The sequence below is a fragment of the Candidatus Filomicrobium marinum genome (assembly GCF_000981545.1).
Lineage (GTDB): Bacteria > Pseudomonadota > Alphaproteobacteria > Rhizobiales > Hyphomicrobiaceae > Filomicrobium > Filomicrobium insigne.
Genome location: NZ_LN829119.1, coordinates 1,549,291 through 1,567,716 on the forward strand (window position 1 = coordinate 1,549,291; position 18,426 = coordinate 1,567,716).

17 protein-coding genes are annotated in these 18,426 nt (G+C 57.5%); 8 read left to right on the forward strand and 9 right to left on the reverse strand.

The window, feature by feature from the left end; translation table 11 throughout:
* Positions 1–73: 73 nt before the first annotated feature.
* From ptsN to YBN1229_RS07475, 6 genes are all read right to left on the reverse strand, one after another.
* Positions 74–538: a PTS IIA-like nitrogen regulatory protein PtsN gene (gene ptsN / locus YBN1229_RS07450; RefSeq protein ID WP_046477753.1), complete on the reverse strand. Its 465-nt coding sequence runs from the start codon at positions 536–538 to the stop codon at positions 74–76.
* 106 nt (positions 539–644) lie between these two features.
* Positions 645–1,271 carry a ribosome hibernation-promoting factor, HPF/YfiA family gene (gene hpf / locus YBN1229_RS07455; protein ID WP_046477755.1) on the reverse strand — a complete coding sequence of 209 codons (627 nt, stop codon included), beginning with the start codon at positions 1,269–1,271 and terminating at the stop codon, positions 645–647.
* Between the two features lie 306 nt (positions 1,272–1,577).
* Entirely contained in the window at positions 1,578–3,110 is a 1,533-nt protein-coding gene (rpoN, locus tag YBN1229_RS07460) for an RNA polymerase factor sigma-54 (RefSeq protein WP_046477757.1), read from the reverse strand.
* 37 nt (positions 3,111–3,147) lie between these two features.
* Entirely contained in the window at positions 3,148–3,957 is an 810-nt protein-coding gene (gene lptB / locus YBN1229_RS07465) for an LPS export ABC transporter ATP-binding protein (protein ID WP_046477759.1), read from the reverse strand.
* A 211-nt stretch (positions 3,958–4,168) separates the two neighbouring features.
* On the reverse strand, positions 4,169–6,178 hold the full coding sequence (gene lptC, locus YBN1229_RS07470) for an LPS export ABC transporter periplasmic protein LptC (protein WP_082101063.1): 2,010 nt from the start codon (positions 6,176–6,178) through the stop codon (positions 4,169–4,171).
* A gap of 328 nt (positions 6,179–6,506) precedes the next feature.
* Complete coding sequence (locus tag YBN1229_RS07475; RefSeq protein ID WP_046477761.1) at positions 6,507–7,127, reverse strand: ribonuclease D; 621 nt, start codon at positions 7,125–7,127, stop codon at positions 6,507–6,509.
* A gap of 431 nt (positions 7,128–7,558) precedes the next feature.
* Between YBN1229_RS07475 and YBN1229_RS07480 the strand changes: the two genes are divergently transcribed.
* Complete coding sequence (locus YBN1229_RS07480) at positions 7,559–8,296, forward strand: hypothetical protein (protein WP_152024963.1); 738 nt, start codon at positions 7,559–7,561, stop codon at positions 8,294–8,296.
* Here the strand turns inward: YBN1229_RS07480 and YBN1229_RS07485 are convergent.
* From YBN1229_RS07485 to YBN1229_RS07495, 3 genes are read right to left on the reverse strand one after another with little or no spacing between them, the layout of a single operon-like run.
* Complete coding sequence (locus YBN1229_RS07485) at positions 8,285–9,019, reverse strand: DJ-1/PfpI family protein (RefSeq protein WP_046477765.1); 735 nt, start codon at positions 9,017–9,019, stop codon at positions 8,285–8,287. The genes YBN1229_RS07480 and YBN1229_RS07485 overlap by 12 nt on opposite strands.
* 19 nt (positions 9,020–9,038) lie before the next feature.
* Positions 9,039–10,073 (reverse strand): carbon-nitrogen hydrolase family protein, encoded by a 1,035-nt coding sequence (locus YBN1229_RS07490; protein ID WP_046477767.1) that lies wholly within the window; start codon positions 10,071–10,073, stop codon positions 9,039–9,041.
* 22 nt (positions 10,074–10,095) lie between these two features.
* Entirely contained in the window at positions 10,096–10,896 is an 801-nt protein-coding gene (locus YBN1229_RS07495; RefSeq protein WP_046477769.1) for a TrmB family transcriptional regulator, read from the reverse strand.
* Between the two features lie 160 nt (positions 10,897–11,056).
* On the opposite strand from YBN1229_RS07495, the gene YBN1229_RS07500 reads away from it, so the two are divergent.
* The 7 genes from YBN1229_RS07500 to YBN1229_RS07530 all read left to right on the forward strand — a co-directional run bounded on the left by YBN1229_RS07500 (position 11,057) and on the right by YBN1229_RS07530 (position 18,412).
* Positions 11,057–12,007 (forward strand): branched-chain amino acid ABC transporter permease, encoded by a 951-nt coding sequence (locus YBN1229_RS07500; protein WP_244465036.1) that lies wholly within the window; start codon positions 11,057–11,059, stop codon positions 12,005–12,007.
* Positions 12,004–13,041 carry a branched-chain amino acid ABC transporter permease gene (locus YBN1229_RS07505; RefSeq protein ID WP_046477771.1) on the forward strand — a complete coding sequence of 346 codons (1,038 nt, stop codon included), beginning with the start codon at positions 12,004–12,006 and terminating at the stop codon, positions 13,039–13,041. The genes YBN1229_RS07500 and YBN1229_RS07505 overlap by 4 nt, the downstream gene beginning before the upstream one ends.
* Position 13,042: 1 nt before the next feature.
* Entirely contained in the window at positions 13,043–13,816 is a 774-nt protein-coding gene (locus YBN1229_RS07510) for an ABC transporter ATP-binding protein (protein WP_244465037.1), read from the forward strand.
* A complete protein-coding gene (locus YBN1229_RS07515) occupies positions 13,813–14,517 on the forward strand; it encodes an ABC transporter ATP-binding protein (RefSeq protein ID WP_046477773.1) in 705 nt (234 codons plus the stop codon). The genes YBN1229_RS07510 and YBN1229_RS07515 overlap by 4 nt, the downstream gene beginning before the upstream one ends.
* Positions 14,518–14,542: 25 nt before the next feature.
* Positions 14,543–15,877, forward strand: coding sequence for an ABC transporter substrate-binding protein (locus YBN1229_RS07520; protein WP_082101064.1), 1,335 nt, complete (start codon positions 14,543–14,545; stop codon positions 15,875–15,877).
* A gap of 216 nt (positions 15,878–16,093) precedes the next feature.
* On the forward strand, positions 16,094–16,558 hold the full coding sequence (locus tag YBN1229_RS07525; RefSeq protein WP_046477775.1) for a hypothetical protein: 465 nt from the start codon (positions 16,094–16,096) through the stop codon (positions 16,556–16,558).
* Positions 16,559–16,660: 102 nt separating this feature from the next.
* A complete protein-coding gene (locus YBN1229_RS07530; RefSeq protein WP_052743776.1) occupies positions 16,661–18,412 on the forward strand; it encodes an efflux RND transporter periplasmic adaptor subunit in 1,752 nt (583 codons plus the stop codon).
* Positions 18,413–18,426 lie beyond the last annotated feature (14 nt).

The window sequence follows — 18,426 nt, forward strand, 5'->3', positions numbered from 1 at the left end:
ATCTCAGGTTTGTCGCCTATGTCTCCGCGCCATCCTCTTGGCTGCGGACGAAGTCTTAAGCCTAGACTTTCTTTCAGGCTGCGTGTGACGCGGCCGGTGTCGTCAGGATTTCGCGGATGGCGGCTGCATCTTTGGCGTGCCGCAGGCGCTCCAGCATGGTGGGTTCGCGCACAAGCCGAGAAATGCGAGCCAGGGCCTTCAAATGATCTCCGCTGGCATGCTCCGGGGCCAGCAGCAAGAAGATGAGGTCGACGGGCTCGTCGTCATGAGAATCGAAGGGGATTGGCTCGGGGAGCCGAGCGAATAACGCCACGATCTCATTGAGCGCCCGGAATTTGACGTGCGGGATTGCGATTCCGCGGCCGAGGCCGGTGGAGCCTAAACGTTCACGCTGCAACAGCGTGTCAAAAATGTCCCGTGCCTCAAGGCCGGTCACATCTGCGGCGCGTGCAGCAAGCTCTTGCAAAGCCTGCTTTTTACTCTTTGCCGCCAAATCAGGAATAATCCCGTTCGGCGCGAGTAGATCACCCAGATCCATGGTTCTATCCCACCGTGTCATATGACGTCCGTTGAACCTTTAAGCACAAATCGTGCCGCTCTAAGGCCAAAGGCTGTTAACTCACTGGTTTATACACTCCGACAACTTATCGGAGAGCGTGTCCGGTCCCGTTTAAGGACTGTTTCGATGAGTCCGTACTTGGGTCGACCCAGCCGACATTTCCATCGGGACGTCGGTAAACAACATTCAGTTGGCCATTTCCCGCATTTCGGAAAATGAAGAAGGGACTTTCAGCGAGGTCCAAATGCATAACGGCGTCACTCACTGTTAACTCTCGTATGCCGCGCTGGTTTTCCGCGATGATAACCGGGTGATCGGCGTCCACAGCCGAAATGGCTTCTTCGTCGGTAACCTGCAGTACGTAATCTCGCGCCATGACTTCAGCTGGCAACGCACCGTTGCCATCATTCCGACGCTGATGATGATCTTTCAAGCGACGTTTGTAGCGCCGTACGCGCTTATCCAAACGATCCACGGCCATGTCTGCGCTGGCATAAGCATCTGCCCCGGTTCCATGGGCTTCAACAATCAAACCTGTGCGCAAGCGTATCGAGCAATCCGTCCGAAAGTGGCTTTTTTCCTTCTCCAGACGAACATGCCCAGAAAACTCAGGTCCTATATACTTGTCCAAAACGGACGCTATCTTATCGTAGATATAGGTCTGGAATGCATCCCCTGCATCGACGTTTTTGCCGGTGACTTGCAGTATCATTCTGTCGCCTTCGACTTTTCTTTAGACAACCCCAGCCGTTCGGCCGAAGACATCTGCCCTTCGGTTCGAAGTTATGAACTGACCAATATCCCCTAACGTCTTCCCTAGGTCTACTCTGATTTAAGCAGAACAGAAGTGACGGTAGAGCCACCATCAAAACGTGTCAATGTGGAGGACGGTTCGCTTTTTTGCAATGCAACATTAAAAGAAAATTGCTTTTGATTAATCCGATCTAGGCGGTCCTAGAAAGATACAAAATATCAATACCGTATTGAAAAATATGAATATATTCTGGAATTCGCGACGTCACGTCGCACGTGCGGTAACTCCGCTCAGCCTTTTTTCACGCCGCCGCTGCACCGACGAAGGGATTCGCATCGCTTCCCGGTATTTGGCGACGGTGCGCCGGGCGATGTCGATGCCGTCACTGCGCAGCAGATCCACGATTTTATCGTCAGATAAGATCAGGTTTGACGTTTCGCCATCGATCAATTGCTTGATCCGGAAGCGAACGGCTTCGGACGAATGTGCCTCTCCGTCGTCGGCAGCTGAGATGGAGGAGGTAAAGAAATACTTGAGCTCGAAGATGCCGCGTGACGTCGCCATATACTTGTTGGACGTAACGCGCGACACCGTCGATTCATGCATCGAGATCGCTTCAGCGACGGTTTTGAGATTGAGGGGGCGCAGATATTGAACACCGTAGGTGAAAAAGCCGTCCTGCTGGCGGACGATCTCCTGTGCCACCTTGAGAATGGTGCGAGCGCGCTGATCCAAGCTCTTCACAAGCCAGTTTGCCGTTTGTAGGCAGTCGCTGAGATATTCCTTGTCATCACCCGTAGAGGCCGCTTTTGCGACCCGCGCATAGTAACTTCTATTGACGAGCACACGCGGGAGGGTGTCGGAGTTGAGCTCAACAAGCCAGCTCCCGTCGGCTGCCGATCGAACGAGCACATCTGGAACGACAGGTTGAACCTGGACAGACCCAAACATGAGACCGGGTTTTGGATTTAACCCCTTGATCTCAGTTATCATATCCGTGAGTTCGTCCATATCGACGCCCACGACGCGCTTGAGCTTGGCAAAATCGTGCGTTGCCACTAGCCCAAGGTTATCGAGCAAGGCGGCGATCTGAGGATCGTAGCGGTTGAGCTCTTTAAGCTGCAGCTCCAGACACTCACCGAGTGAACGCGCAAAAACACCGGGAGGATCGAATTTCTGCAACGCCTCGAGAACCTCTTCGACCATAGATTCGGGCGCGCCAAGTTTTTCGGACAACTCATCGAGATCCGCGTTGAGGTACCCGGCATCATCGACAAGATCGATGAGATATTGGCCAATGATCCGATGCGCTGGCTCGGTAAGTGCGAGCGGCAACTGCTGGCTGAGATGGTCTTTCAGTGAAATACTGCTGGAGACGAACGCTTCAATGTTGGCATCGTCATCCGACATGCTACCTGGCCCACGACCTTTGAGCCCGGCCCAACCGGAACCGAACATGTCCTGACTGACGTCGGCTGCTGAGGCGTCCGGATAAACGTTGTCGAGGTCGGTGTCGAACGTCCCATCAGGGTCGGAGCGAGGTTTATCGAGGTCGAGCCAATCATCGTCGAGACTGGCGCCGTTAACCTGATCGCCATCACTTCCGGGGCTTTCACCGTTCGCGTCCCCAGAAGCGCCCTCTTCGCGCTCAAGCAGCGGATTGCGCTCCAGTTCGCCGTCAACATACTGTTCGAGTTCAAGATTAGACAGCTGCAAGAGCTTAATGGCCTGCTGCAGCTGGGGTGTCATCACCAGCTGCTGGCCTTGTCTCAGCTCTAATTTGGCCGTCAGCGCCATGCCCTAACCTTCGAATGCGTTCCGAGGTTGGGTATACTCAACGCCCATTAACGAACATATCCCCGAGATAATGGCGACGGACGTCTTCGTTCGTTATGATTTCTTGAGGGTTACCCTCTGTCAGAACTTGACCCTCGTGAATGACATAAGCTCGCTCGACGAGGCTTAAAGTTTCACGAACGTTATGATCCGTGATGAGAACGCCGATACCGCGCTGCGTCAAGTGCCGCACCAATTCCTGAATGTCGCTGACCGCCTTCGGGTCCACACCAGCAAACGGCTCGTCGAGTAGCATGAACGACGGTCGCGAGGCTAGTGCTCTGGCGATTTCGCAGCGCCGGCGTTCACCACCTGACAGGGCGACGGAGGGCGATTTCCGCAAGCGGGTAATGTTGAATTCGTCGAGAAGCTGATCGAGCTGTTCATGGCGTTTCTTCCGGTTCGGCTCGACGATTTCCAGAACGGCCATAATGTTGTCTTCAACAGACAGCCCACGGAAGATCGATGCTTCCTGGGGCAAATAGCCGATGCCGAGACGTGCACGCCGGTACATCGGCAGGCGTGTAACATCCTTCCCGTCGATAGTTATTTGACCGGAGTCTGCCGGGACGAGGCCGGTGATCATGTAGAAGACGGTCGTCTTGCCCGCACCGTTCGGGCCTAGCAGGCCGATGGATTCTCCACGTCGAACGTTGAGGCTGACACCCTTAACGACGGGTCGCTTTTTATAGGTTTTTTTGACGTCAGTTACCGTCAGCCAGCCAGATGCACCGACGATAGGGGCAGGATAGTGCTCAGCGCTGTTAGCACGCGTACCGCGGACGGCGCCGTTTCGGTGATCGCGCATGTTTGCACGATCCGCCCGCGAGTGCGGCAGAGGGGCATCGTTCCCCGTGCGCGATCCAAATGGCAAAAACCTAACCAACGCTCATCCTCATTCCCAAGGCTGTGCTTCCCGCTAGCCCACCAGTATTTTTGACTCATATCGAATGCAGCCGATTGGTCGCTTCGACAAGTCACAACGTTTTCGCACTCACGACGATGACGCGTCGAGAGTGCTAATTGCCTGGAGCAGTCGTCGCGCCCCAGCTGCTTGACGACGGGCTCGAGCCACTCTCGCGTTTTGAGGTGCCGCCGTTTTTGCCGGATTGTTTGAACTGAGTTGGATAAAATACGGCGCTGGGTCTTCCGCCGCGCGCTCCAACCCCGCCGGGAATCGGGACTGACGCCGCGGATCCACCATCGGGCTTCATTGTGGAGGCCCACCCCGCGCCTGCAGCTTCCGGTGCGGTCTCGATAATGCTATTGCCGCTCGTCATATCGATCTTCAAGCGGGTACCGCGAACAATATTCTTCCCCTGGGTGAGAACCACATCGCCACCGAGTGTCACGCTGTTCCCAGCCACGTCGAACTCGGCCCAGTCTCCCGTCGCGCTCTGTCCGCCCGACGAAGCAACGAGCACTTTGCCTCGCGCGGATATCCTTGTGAGTTGAGTGTTCGATCCTTGGTCGCCGCCGGTCTTGTCGTTCGAGGCTGGGTCGAGCAGGCCGCCGTTCCCCGAGTAGTGCGCGATCAGTTTCGCAGTTCGGATTGAAAAGCCACCTTGGACGGCGTGCACGTTGCCGCGAAACTCCGCCGTCTTTACGGCATCGTTGACGGTCAGTTCATCGGCCTCCAGAGCGATTGGTGCGTCCGGGTCGGTCTTGAAGGTGACGGCAGTGAGGCCGGAAACCGCGTTCTTTTCAGCCTCCGGTGCTGCGGCTGCTTTTGGTTTCGCCGGGTCCGCCTGCCGTTGGAGCTTGGCAAAGATGCGGCCGTCTTTCGTGCCAGCCGTTTGAGCAGGGCTCGTCAGATGACTTGTGCCGTGCTTCCGGTCGATCAAAAGCCGTTCGCCTTTGATCTGATTTTCGCCCTGGGTGACAATAACATTGCCGGTAAGCAGAGCCGTATCGTTTTGCGCATTGATCTGGGCCGCATCGCTGCGTGCGCTGCGCGTGAGACCGGACACCATTTCGACGTTGCCTGTCAGCAAAGCGACCTCATTGATCGCGTCCACATCCAGACGCTCCGCCGTAATCCTTTCGCTGTCGCCGCGTGTGATGACAATCGGTGTTTCAGACACCATTCGGGTGACTTGCGCCGAGGTCGCAGCATCGCTGGCAGACGGAGCCGAGCCGCTGTCTGCGTCGTTGCTTTGATAGAAGACGTCGAGCCGCTGACTGTGCAGGGCCTGGTCGCCCTGCACGGCTTGAACGTCTCCAACGAAGCTCGCAGTGTTCTTGAGATCCTCGACCCTCAGTATGTTTGACGTGATATCTACGGGACCGTTGGAGCTTCCTATCAGAGCGGAGGAGCCTTCCTTCTGAGGAGAGGCGGCTTTCTCTTCGCCCGGTTGCGGCGTGAGGCGTGTCTTGACGTTGTCGACAAACGTGACCTTGCGCTTCTTCTGCCAAATCATGAGACGGTCCGCAGAAATCTCACCTTGGCGAACGTTCACAACGGAGCGCTCTTTGCTGAGAATGACGCCGCGTTTCGCGAAAATGCTGGCACTCTTCAATTGAGCTGCCATGCCATCGGTCGAGTTGATCTTGATGCCGTCAAGGAGGTTCAATTCGTTGGTCTTGGTGTGGAAGATGCCGCGAGCGGCGGTCAGCTCTGTTTTCACCTTCTTGGCGCTGAGCATTTCGCCGGAAATTTCGTTGAGGTGGATCAGCTCAGTCTGCTTGAAGTCTTGTCGAGCGGTGCGGGCTTGTACGACATAGGACCCGCCGTCTTTTGTGAAACCCTCGTAACGTGGATTATCCATCGTCACGTTTTCGGCGGTTATCGTTGGCACGGGCAGCTGTGCCAGTTTCTCGACGAGATCGAGAGACGTCATGGCTGAGGCTACGTACAACCCAACGACGGCAACGGTGACCACAGGCAACATCACACGCAGCGTGCGCACCATCCAAGTGTGACGACGTGCACGCGCAAACTGCCGGCTGCTATCCACCGGTCCCGTGACCGGACGTTCCGATCGGCGCCGGGGCTTGGTAGTCGCGTCGAAGGGGTGGTCGAGTGACATTCGCTAAGAGGCCGCTAGAGCTTAGGACGGGTCCGCGCGCTTACGTGGGGTACGGGCAAAGAAAATCAATCTTCGGCATCATCGATTTCCCCGACGCAACCTGGGCGCCACAGAAGAAACCCAAACACCGAGGGTGAAGAGCGCCCTGACATGCGCCAGGATCCAGCCGGCATTCCGCCAGCCAGCTGCGCGAAAGTGTCAATGAATTGGGGTGATATTGGGACTGATCGAAGGACGTAAGGCGCCTGATTAGGTAGTTTTACTCAAAATTGTGCTTAACGCGCTGCGTTGCCAGGAGGGTGTTGCAACTTTACGCCGCGAGCGAGCGTCAATGTGAGAAGATGTCCATCTCCCCATAACCAGCGAGGTCGAGCTGCGCCCGGATAGGAAGGAAGCCGAAGGCGGCCGACGCGAAGTGCGTGCGCCCTTCCCGTGCGAGCATCTCGTCAAGTCGCGACTTTAACGCATGCAGGTGCAGCACGTCGGAGGCCGCATAGGCCATCTGTTGCTGCGTGAGGGTTGGAGCTCCCCAATCTGAACTCTGCTGCTGTTTAGACAATTCAACGCCGAGAAGTTCTGAGGTGATGTCCTTGAGCCCATGGCGATCCGTATATGTCCGCACGAGCTTGGATGCGATTTTGGTGCAGTAGATGGGCGTCACCACCACGCCGAGATATTTGGCAAGCACGGCGACATCGAAGCGCGCGAAATGAAAGATTTTGAGGACGTCCTGGTCCGCGAGCAGCGCCTTGAGGTGTGGTGCCGAATAATCCTTGCCGTCAAACTGGACAAGATGCGCGGTGCCGTCGCCCGCCGAGAGCTGTACCACGCAGAGGCGGTCGCGATGAGGGTTGAGACCGAGAGTTTCGGTATCGATCGCAACGCTTGAGCCGAAAGTCACACCCGCAGGCAGATCGCCTTTATGCAGTTTGATTTTGCTGTCAGCCATACCGCCACCCCGCCATGCTTCGCACTGCACATCCCAGATCAAACGTCCTTCTAACGAAGGAACGAGGGGTATGGGGTGGCAAGCTCTTGATTATCGAAGAAAATTTCGCGCAACGGCCACGTATGTATCACCCATGATATACAGTTTCAATGGCTTAGGCAGTACTCCGCAGTTAAGCGTGAGCTCAACGCATCAAGAGCCATTCAATCCTGCTCCACCCAAACCGTTTCGTTAAAAACGGACGTCAGATGAAGCCTTGGAAGATTGGCACAAGCTACGCCGTCGCCATTTCGCCAGATGGACAACGACTTTCGACGGTCGGGCGAGATGTGTCCATGTGGGATTTGCGGACGAGATCAAAGATATGGCGAGCCTCCCCGCTCGCCGATCCTGCTTGCACAGTCTTCTCTCCGGACGGGAGCACCTTGGCTGTGAAAGGTTCATCAGGACACATCATCGTCGCCGACGTGAAGTCGGGAAGACGTCTTGTCGATTTTAATAATATGACAGATGGCGAGGGATCGAACCTTCGCTATTCGACTTGCGGTGAATACATCGTGGACGCCACTTGGAATGGACGTCTGATGGTAAGAACTGCGAAATCGGGGTGTACCGAGTTTGCGCAGGATTTTCCCGATGAGATGATCCAGAGCATCCACCGATCTGCGGACGGGAAGATGTGGGTTATCGTACACGCTTGCAAGGCGATATCAGACGATGCGCCGCCGGCGCCCGACTATTTCTCCCTTTGGTCATGGCCGTTCCGCTCTGGAGAATTTCGAGTGCTGCCCGAGCGCGTAGCTTTCTCGCGCACGTCGTCCCTTTCGCCTGACGGATCATTATTAGCAGTCGTTCACGGTGCGCCACCTGAAAATCTCTCTGTATTTCAGCTAAGCGACGGTGCGTGTGAGGAAACGGTTGCCATTCAGAGCGGTGGTACGGGACACGCAATTGGATGGTCGGCCGATGGTCAGCTTATCGGATCTGTTCAGGACAATGTGGTCGTGTTCTACGCGTGGCCAAGCCTTGCGAAATGCCATGAGATTGAGTTGGCCTGTCCGAGCGATCTGGCATATTCGCTTCGCGGCGATGTATTAGTTCTCGGCTCTTGGGAAGAAGGCTGGGTGATGTCTCAGAAAGCACCAGACGCCATGAACCTACCTCGGTAGAGGTTGCTTGAACGAAGCCTGCTCCGATGTAGTCTCCTTAAGGCGTTGCGCGGCCTGCGCGACCGCCTCGCCCCTTCGCTTCAGCATGCCCTCGGCGTAGCTACGGAACTCACTAACGACGGCAGGCGGGGCTGTGTCTGGGGAGCCTGCAGTGAAGGGCGGCTCCGGGTTGTACTCCATATAGAGTTGAATCTTTTCGGCGGTCATGCGGTCGGAAAGCGCTTCCGCCAGGAGCAATCCAAAATCAATGCCTGCGGTAACTCCACCGCCCGTTATGCGGTTGCGATCGATGCAGACGCGCGTGTTGACTGGCGTGGCACCGAACGACTCAAGAAAATGCATGGATGCCCAGTGCGTCGCTGCCTTGTAGCCCTGAAGAAGACCAGCGGCTCCCAGTACTAACGCACCGGTGCATACTGAGGTGACAAAGCGCGCATTGGCTCCTTGACGGCGCACGAACGCAAGTACTTCCTCATCATTAAGCAGGTCATTCATTCCTGGACCGCCAGGAATGCAGATCACATCGAGATCCGGACAGTCCGTGAATGTCGTGGTCGGTAAGATCCGCAGGCCGACATCGCTCAGGACCGGATCTAGGTCCTTCCAGATGAGATGCACCTGGGCGTCGGGAAGCCGCGCCAGCACTTCGAAGGGACCCGTTAGGTCGAGTTGCGTCAGTTGCGGAAAGAGAATGAGGCCAATCTGGTGCTTGGTGTCATCCATGACATTTCCCTTACCCTAACTACGCTCTTTCTGAGGTCGGTTCGTCACCCTCAGCGGCGAGCGAAGGGGACGCTACCTCAATGTATCTCGCGGGCTCGCGCGGAGAGCGATCAATCTCGAGATCGAAGATGTCGAAGCGATTGTAATAACCGACGACGTCGTGAAATTGCTTCGGCTCGACGGAGAGCGCCGTATCGATGTCGGCATAAACGATGCCTTCCTCGTCACTGAGCACGGAACTGATGACCGAGCCCGTGGGATCAAGGCACATGGACACGCTCTTCGGAGACCGTTCGATAATCTCGCGGATTCGCTTGTCCTCCTTAGAGACCGCTGCGATCAATGCCTCGTCGGCAAAGGCTGATGAGACGATATTGAAGACTTTCGCCTCAAAAGCGTGCGCGCCCGCCCGGATTTCGATAGCGCGGCGCAGATCATATGCGCCATTGTCGGTTGGTGGGCGTGTCGGCCACACCGGCGGGTAAGTCGAAATATGAACCTGCTCACCTTCAGCCATGAGCGCGTAGCGCGAGAGCGGATTTGTGTTCTCACCGCAAATCAGCATGCCGATGCGGCCAATGTCAGTCGGGATAACCCGCAGGCCTCGAGCATCGCCGTTCGCCCAGACCAGCTTCTCATAGAACGTGGGAACAAGCTTGCGATGGTGATTAAGGATGCTGCCATCAGGACCAATCAACAGGTTCGCGTTCCACAGGCAGCCGACGCTTGCATCCGTGCCCTCACTGATGCCGACGGAGACGTATACGCCGTGATCGCGCGCCGCCGCCGCGAGCCGCGCGATCTCAGGGCCGTCTCGCCGTATGGACTGAGTGGCGAGCGCACGAAAGAAGTCATGGTTCTCGATCGGCGGGCGCAGCGCAGCCCACACCGGAAATCCCGGGATAAAGCTCTCGGGAAACGCAACCAGTGACGCGCCGTTACGGGCCGCCTCGCTGATATAGGAAATCCCCTTCTCCACAGTGGCCGTACTGTCGAGGAAGACGGGCGCGATGTGGCAGGCAGCAGCCTTAAAGCGCGGGTAACTTAGTGGCATACGCGTGTCCCAGTTGGTTAAGTTATTTCTTTCGTTGAAGGTCGATGATCTTGCCGCGGCCGGATCGCTTTCCCGCCGCTGCCGTTGGGCGGCTCGCCGCCCAGAGCGTTTCGAAAAGGCCCGTCTGCATGGCAGCGAACTCGGCGCTCTCGATGGTCATGGCGAAGTTCTCCTTGCGTGAGGAGATGAGCGCCACTTTGTCGTCGTAGATGTACGTCGTCATCGAGAAAGTGAAATCATCTGGAGCGTAGCGCACAATACGCAGGTCGGCTGGATTGTCCGCCCAGAAGGGATGCAAGTCTTTCGTCGGCGAGCGCACAACCCGCAGGGTAACGCCGGCTTCGATGCGGCGACGGACGTTGTCGTCCATCCACTCGCGTCCCGGCACCTCATAGAGATCGCTCATAGAGAGTATGCCAAGAAGCACCTTGCTGCGGCACGTCAGTGTCTCGTCAAGCACGGCCTTTATGCCATCCGGCCCCTGGAAATAGCGCACCTTGGGTTTGGCTGGCGTGCGATTGTGTAATGAGAGTAATTCCGGCATCACCGCGTCGAGCTTTTTCCGGCGCTCATCGACAATCTCCAGCACGCGCTCCGGTGACTCCGCCATGATCAGCATCGAACGATCTGTCGACTGTGGAATCTCGTTGACGAGCCGCTGCGCCAGCAGGCGTGAGAAGACGTCATAGGCATTCGTACGACTGATCCCGGCCTTGCGCGCGATGTCGCGCATGGGCGCCTGCCCGAGTTCGAGCGCCGCCAGATAAAAGCGCACTTCCGTCTCGTGCAGACCTATGTCCATCAAAACGCGATCAATAGCCATCGTGAGATTTTTCCGTATCGCAAGGCCCGCTTTTTTGGGCCGGGAACACCATGCCACAACCTAGTATGAACTGTCGAATAAGATTGACAGCAATTCGATAATTGCCTCAAAAATTCGCTCGTAATGCCGTTATTATCAGCAAAAACTCGTGTTGCATTGAGTGTCAATTCGTGTTGAATTTTATCGGCATCTGGCTGCAAAGCCTCTGTTAATTGTTCGCGGCGCGCTGCGATCGGTCGGGGGAGTTTCTGTTATCGAACTCGTGCTGGCACTTGCCGTGAACGGCCTAGTTTGGGGGTTGATTATTGCGCTGATTGCGCTTGGCCTCTCCATCATCTTTGGGCTTCTCGACATCATCAACGTTGCGCATGGCGACTTCTTCATGCTGGGCACCGTGGCGGCGCTCACGCTGACGGTGGCGAGCGGCTCGTACTGGATTGCCCTCTTACTTGTGCCGATTATTGGCTTTGCTGTCGGCATCGTGCTTGAGCGCCTGGTTATCCGACCGACGATCCGCCAGGCCTCGCTCACTATCGTCACGACGTTCGGCCTCTCGATGATGCTTCAGGAGGGTGTGCGTGCGATCTACGGAGCGCAGCCGCGGCGGATGGAGGCGCCGATCGAAGGCACCCTTCCGCTGTTCGGCATCGATTACGATGTCTACCGTCTGTTTGCCGCGGCATTCGCCGCACTGTGCCTGATCGCATTCTTCGCTTTTCTTACGCGCACGAAGCTCGGCACTTGGATCCGCGCCGTGCGTCATGATCCGGAGACGGCGACGGCGCTCGGTGTGCCTGTTGCGCGCATCTGCGCCATAACGTTCGGTCTGGGCACGGCTATGGCGTTTCTGGGCGGGGTGATCGCAGCGCCCATCACGACCGTCGAATTCCGCACGGGTGTCGACATCCTACCGTTCTGCTTCATGGCGGTGATCATCGGCGGACTGGGCAATTTGCAGGGCACCGTCGCCGCTGCCGTATTGCTTGCGGTTCTGGAAGGACTGGTCACAAGCGTCACCGATCCGACGATCGCTAGAATTATTTCGCTCGCGTTCATGAGCGTGGTGCTGCTCGTTCGACCCAACGGGCTCTTTTCAGGGGCGACGCGATGACAGCAACAAATATCTCTCGTGTTGCGCTCGTGGTCTTCGCCGGCCTCTTGTTGGCTGTTCCCGTCGTTATGCCGATGTTCGTCAGCCCGTTTTGGATCGACATTATTGCCGAGATCCTGATCTGGTCGCTGCTCGCCGCGAGTGTAAATCTTCTGCTCGGGTACGTCGGCCTACTCTCTTTCGGACAAGCGCTTTTCTTCGGCGTCGGCATGTATGGAGCTGCGTTGTCAGTTATTCATTGGGGTGCTGACTTCTGGGGCGGACTTGCCGTCGGCATCGTTGCTGCAATGCTCACGGCCGCCATAGCAGGTAGCGTCGCCGTGCGCCTGACCTGGCACTACTTTGCAATTATCACCGTGGTCTTTTCGCTCATCCTGTACTTTGCGGCCATGAGCGCGAAGCCGATCACGGGTGGCGATGATGGTATTTCGTTCAGCACGCCCAAAGTCTTTTCCTTCGGCGACCTGGAACTCTCCCTCGCCGACCAGTCCGTCCAGTACTACACGATCCTGCTCGTCGTCGCTGCTTGCTACGGGCTTTTTGGCCTCATTGTCCGCAGCCCGTTGGGGGTGCGCTTCATGGCTGTGCGTGAGAACGACCGGCGTGCCGCGCTCGTCGGAATCAATGTCTACCTGACGCGCTATCTCGCATTCGTTCTCGCCGGTGGACTCGCCGGCGCTTCTGGCGCGCTCTTCGCCTTCTTCGGGCGCTATGCGTCGGCATCGTACATGTTCTACCACGTCTCGGGTGAGGCCGTGGTCTGGGCGATCGTTGGCGGTGCTGGAAGCCTGCTCGGTCCCCTGTTCGGCACCGGTTTGCTGATCATATTCCGGGAGCTCATCTCCACCGTCTGGGAGCATTACCTGTTTGTCGTCGGGGCCATCACTGTTCTCGTTGTCATGTTTGCGCCGCGCGGTCTCGCTGGTGCTTGGAGCGACTTCATGAAGGTGATCGGGCGTAACAAACGCGCCGAGACGCCAACTTCCAATCCGGGCCTGTCAAAGCCGGCCGCGGACACCAAGTTGGGGGGCTGACTTGCGCAGTGGGGGAGAAGACATCGTCGCCTTGAGCGTAGCAGGATTGACCCGGCGGTTCGGCGGACTCGTTGCCGTCGATAACGTGAGCTTCGAGCTGCCAGCGGGGCGTTTGAACGCGATTATCGGGCCGAATGGTGCTGGCAAGACCACGCTCTTCAATCTCATAACCGGCGAGATCAGACCAGACGCTGGCCGCGTACGCGTGCACGGCCGGGAGATCACGGGGCTCAAACCGCATCAGATCGTGCGTCGCGGTGTCTCGCGCACGCTTCAAATCAAAAGCGTGTTTTCTGGCCTCACCGTCGCGGAAAACATACGCACGGCGGTCATGGTTCATGAGGGCCTCGCTTCACCGTTCCGGCCCGCCTCCTCCTACGTCGCCGTCAATCGCCGCGTCGAAGAGCTCGCTGCGCAGGTCGGTCTTTCGGCGCATTTGCAGACATGTGCCTCGACGCTCTCATATGGTGATATCGCGCTTCTTGAGATCGCCCTGGCCCTCGCCAACGAGCCGCGGCTCCTCCTACTCGACGAGCCGGTTTGCGGGATGGGCCCGCGAGAGACCGAAGAGACCGTCGCCACCATCCGCAACATCGCGCGAACTGTCGATATCGTGCTCATCGAGCACGACATGGAGGTCGTATTCGCCATCGCGGACGAAATCATCGTCATGGCGCAGGGCGGTCTACTCGCCCGTGGGACGCCCGATGAAATTTGCAATTCGCCCGATGTTCAGGAAGCCTACCTCGGCGCGCCGGAGGAGGAGGACCTATGACGGCGCTCGCGATTGATGATCTCAAAGCCAACATTGGCAAGGTTCCGGTACTGCGCGGCGTCAGTCTCAGAGTCGAACCCGGCGAGACCGTAGCGCTGCTCGGGCGCAATGGCGTCGGCAAGACCTCGACACTTCGCGCAATTCTTGGCCTTTTGAAACGCACCGGCGGTACCGCCAGCTACAACGGGGGCAATCTCGAAAGCGTCGCGCCCCATAAACTGGCCGCGCTTGGTCTCGGGTATGTTCCCCAAGGGCGCGGCATGTTCCCGCTGCTCACGGTGAAGGAAAATCTCACACTCGGCCTGACCGGTACTCCAGATCCGGAAATCATTGCTGACGTATTCCGCCGCTTTCCCCGCCTCGAAGAACGTCTTTCTCAGCCGGCTGGCACACTCTCCGGCGGGGAGCAACAGATGCTTGCGCTCGCGCGCTGCCTCGTCATGAAACCCTCTCTCATTATGCTTGATGAGCCGACGGAAGGCATCATGCCTAAGCTCGTCTCCCAGATCCGTCACGAGATCGATGAGATCGCAAAGCGCGGTATCTCCGTGCTGCTTGTTGAACAGAACCTGCGTACGGCGCTGCGCCTTGCCAACCGCGTCTATCTCATGGAGCGCGGCACCATCGTACACGAAGCGACGCCGGCCGCGTTGCGTGCCGATCCTTCGACTATCCACCGCTACCTTGGCGTTTCTCTCTAGGTTCATCAGGAAGGAGTCTTCAGTTATGACTAAGCACCCCCCGAAGGTCCGCCCCAAGAAGACTGCTTCCGACAAAGGCACCACAAGCGGCGTGACACGTCGCAGTTTTCTGCAAGTCGCGCTAGCCGGCGGGACGGCTGCCGGTGCCTATATCAGCCTCGGCCGCGACATGTCGGCGTTCGCCCAGGCGAGCGGGCCGATCGTGATCGGGCATCACTGCGAACTGACGGGCGGCTTTGCGTCATGGGGCTACTGGCACAACAAGTGCGCGCTCGCCGCGACGAAGGTGATCAACGAGGCAGGCGGTATCGCCGGCCGCAAGCTTGAGCTTGTGACCGAGGATACGGAATCCAATCCTGCTGCCGGTGCACGCAAGCTGCGTTCGCTCATTCAGCGTAGCCGCGCGTCGTTCATCACCGGCTCTGTGCATTCCGGCGTGATGCTCGCGTCGATTCCCGTCGCAAGTGAAATGAAGACAGTCTACTTCTCAACGGGCGAGGCGACCGAGGCGACCGGCGAGAAGGGGACGCGCTACAGCTTCCGTACCGGGACGGACACGTATGGTCTAGCTGCGGCCGGTGCGCCGTGGGCTTATGAGAACCTCGGCAAGACATGGACGATCATCTCGCCGGATTATGCCTGGGGTCATAGCCACTACAAAGAGCACAAAGCCGTCATCGAGAAGCTCGGCGGCAAAGTCCATGAGCCGATCTACGTCCCGCTCGATGCCAAGGATCTGGTTCCTTATCTTGCGCGCATCCCCGAAGACACGGAAGTGCTCTTCTCGGTGTTCTTCGGTGCGCTCTCGGTCGCCTTCTACACGCAGGCTAAGTCCATGGGTCTTGAGAAGACGATGAAGATGTACTCCGTCTCGGGCACCATCGAGGCGATTGCGCCAGCGGATCTGAAGGGCGCCGCTGAGGGTGTTTATATTGTCGAGAACTTCCCGCGCATGCTGAAGTACAAGGACGATGAATTCCATAAGGAGTTCATCAAGAAGATTGGCATCGACGGCGTAAACGCGCGCGAAGAAGGTTCTGACAAAGTCAATGCCAAGAGCCACTCATGGCAGAGCTGGGAAAATCTCTTCGCGCTGAAGCAAGCGATTGAAGGGAGCGGCTGGAAGCAGAAGAGCGATGACCAGGGTGTTATCGAAGCCCTTGAAGGCCTCCAGATGGCGAACTCGCTCGGCTTTCCGCAGGGCGCCAAGACACTCCGTAAGGAGGACCATAGCGGCATGATCGACTGCTACATCAGCCGCATCGAAAACGACGAATTCCACGTCAAGAAGACAGTTGCTAAGGAAGACATGGCTTCCATGCTGACCCCGCGCTACGACTTCTCCAAGCAGGAACTCTGATTTCGCGCCGCAGACAGCAGGCGCGGACTGCCTTGGTCCGCGCTGTCCCTATATTCGGATGAGCTTGAAGTCGCTTGTCGAAACCGGAAAAAGGACTTCCTCATCCCAACGACGTCCCGATCACCATTTCGTAATGACGCATCATACTTTGAGGCTTGACCGCACGCCACAGTCTGGATCAACTAGCGCCCGGTGAAACGGACTAGTCTTGCAACGATGCGCGGACGCAAAAAAATCCTGGGATGCGTGTGCTGTGCCATCCTGATTTGGATGAATGCCATCGCTGGGCTGTTCCCGGCGGTGACCGCGCACGCCGACCACACAGCGCACAACGCGGCGACCACCGCTGAAACGATCCATCACGCCCACGCGGGATCGGCTGGCCTACACGATCATAGCTACGTGGTGCAGGAGGTTTCCCACCACCAATCCGATAATGAGGCAGACTGCGTAGCGACATGCCTCGACCGGATCTCGGACAAACTCGTCCCTAAAATATCTGACACCGAACCGCGACTGGACTGGAAAGTGGTCGCAGTCCATCCGTTACGCATCCAGGCAGTGTGCGCGGACGGATGCCAGATCAACGCTTACTGGCCTGCCGGTCCGCCAAACTTCGGCGGCCTCACAAGAACCGGCACCGAGCGGCTTGTCGCGTTCAACGCCCGCCTGCGAATTTAAGAACCTTTGAAGAGTTCATTGCGCCGCCCTCGATGAAGCGATGGGGCGGTCGAGCCTTGGCGTTTGCACGCCTGGGGCAGGACCCTCTTCAAGGAATTTCTCATGAAATACCATCGGCTTGTGATCGCAGCCTTTCTGGTCATGTTGCTCCCGCTCTCCAGCGGCTTACCAACGTACGCGACGGAAACCCCGGGTAGCCAACCGTCGGACGCAAAGAAGGGTGACGTCAAATGGACGTGCCCGATGCACCCCCACTACATCGCGTCCGAATTCGGTGCTTGTCCTATCTGCGGCATGGATCTGGTCAAACTTGAAAGTGATGGTGCAGCCGAAGCGGCTTCCGAAGGTCAGCAGCGGACGGCGATCGTGGTGGCTCCAGAGACACTTCAAACCATGGGTGTCCGGATAGCGAAGGCCGAGCAAACGAGCTTCGGACGAATCGTCCGGAGCTTCGGCCGCATCTCCGAGAATGAACGGCTGCAAACGGAAATGTCTGCGCGTACCGAGGCCTGGATAGAGGATCTGCGCATCCGGGCCATCGGCGATGCCGTGAGGAAAGGCGACCTTCTGTTTACGCTGTACGCACCGGAGTTCATCGTATCTCAGCGAGACTATCTCGAAGCCCTGAGCGGCCAAAGCCGCACGCGGATCCAATCTGTAGAGACCCGCCTTAAAGCGTTCGGCATGCAGAAGCGCACCATCGCCGAACTCAGACACAGCCGCGAGGTGATGGAGTTTGTGCCCTTTTATGCCGACCGTGACGGCACGGTGACAATGATCGATTTGCGCCCAGGAAGTTACGTGAAGCGCGGCACGATACTCACCAGAATTCAGGATTATTCGCAGGTCTGGCTAATGGTCAGCGTGTCGGAGAAAGACCTCTCCTTTATCGAGCCTGGCATTCCAGCGCGCGTGACCTTTCCCAACATTCCGGGGCGCGAAGTTTTCGCCAAAGTCGAGTACGTCTACCCGACGATTGATCCAGCGACCCGGACAGGGCAGGTGCGCCTCGTTCTTGATAACAAGGACGGGCAGTTACGGCCGGGAGCCTATGCCGATGTCGCCTTTGAAGTTGGAACTGAGCAGCGGCTCGCGGTTCCGTCGGAGGCCATTCTGAAGAGTGGCGGTGCACGATATGTCGTAGCGTCCCTTGGCGGAGGACGATTTGAACCGCGCACCGTGACGACGGGGCTCATTTCGGGACGTTGGACGGAGATCGGCGGCGAGATCGAAGCCGGCGACGATATCGTCGTATCAGGGCAATTCCTCATCGATTCCGAAAGTGCCCTGCGTGAAAGTTTCCGGAAACTTGAGCGGCTGCAACTGCCACTGTCCCTACTCAAGCTCGATTCAGCGCAATTTGCGATGGTCGATCATTTTGTCGATGCCGCGCTCTATCTCCATGAGACGCTAACGGATGGCTACCAGGTTGAGCCGAAGTTTCTAGATCCAGCGATCGAAGTGAAGACGCTTCTGTGGCCAGCTTTCCAGCACACGAGGCTCGCCTTCGTTATGGAAGATGCCGTGAAGGCGATCCGCGATGCGCAGGCAGCCAAAACAGACAGCGAGGTGAAAGCGGCGCTCGCAACGCTTGTCGACGCTGTTGCGCCCTGGATACGCGAAGGGGCGCCGGACCATTATCGCGAAAAGAAGATCGCGCTCTGGAAAGACGACGGATCTGCCCGCATGTGGCTTCAACTCGAAGGGCGCGAGTTGAACCCTTACGGCAAAGGTTCATCGTCAATGATTTCCTACTCTCAGCCTGCACCTGAAGAGGGAGCGGCATCGGCGAATGCCGCTGCGGAAGAAATGCCGTCCACCAAACCCAAGACCATGCCGGGTCATCAGCATTGATCGCGTCGACGCGA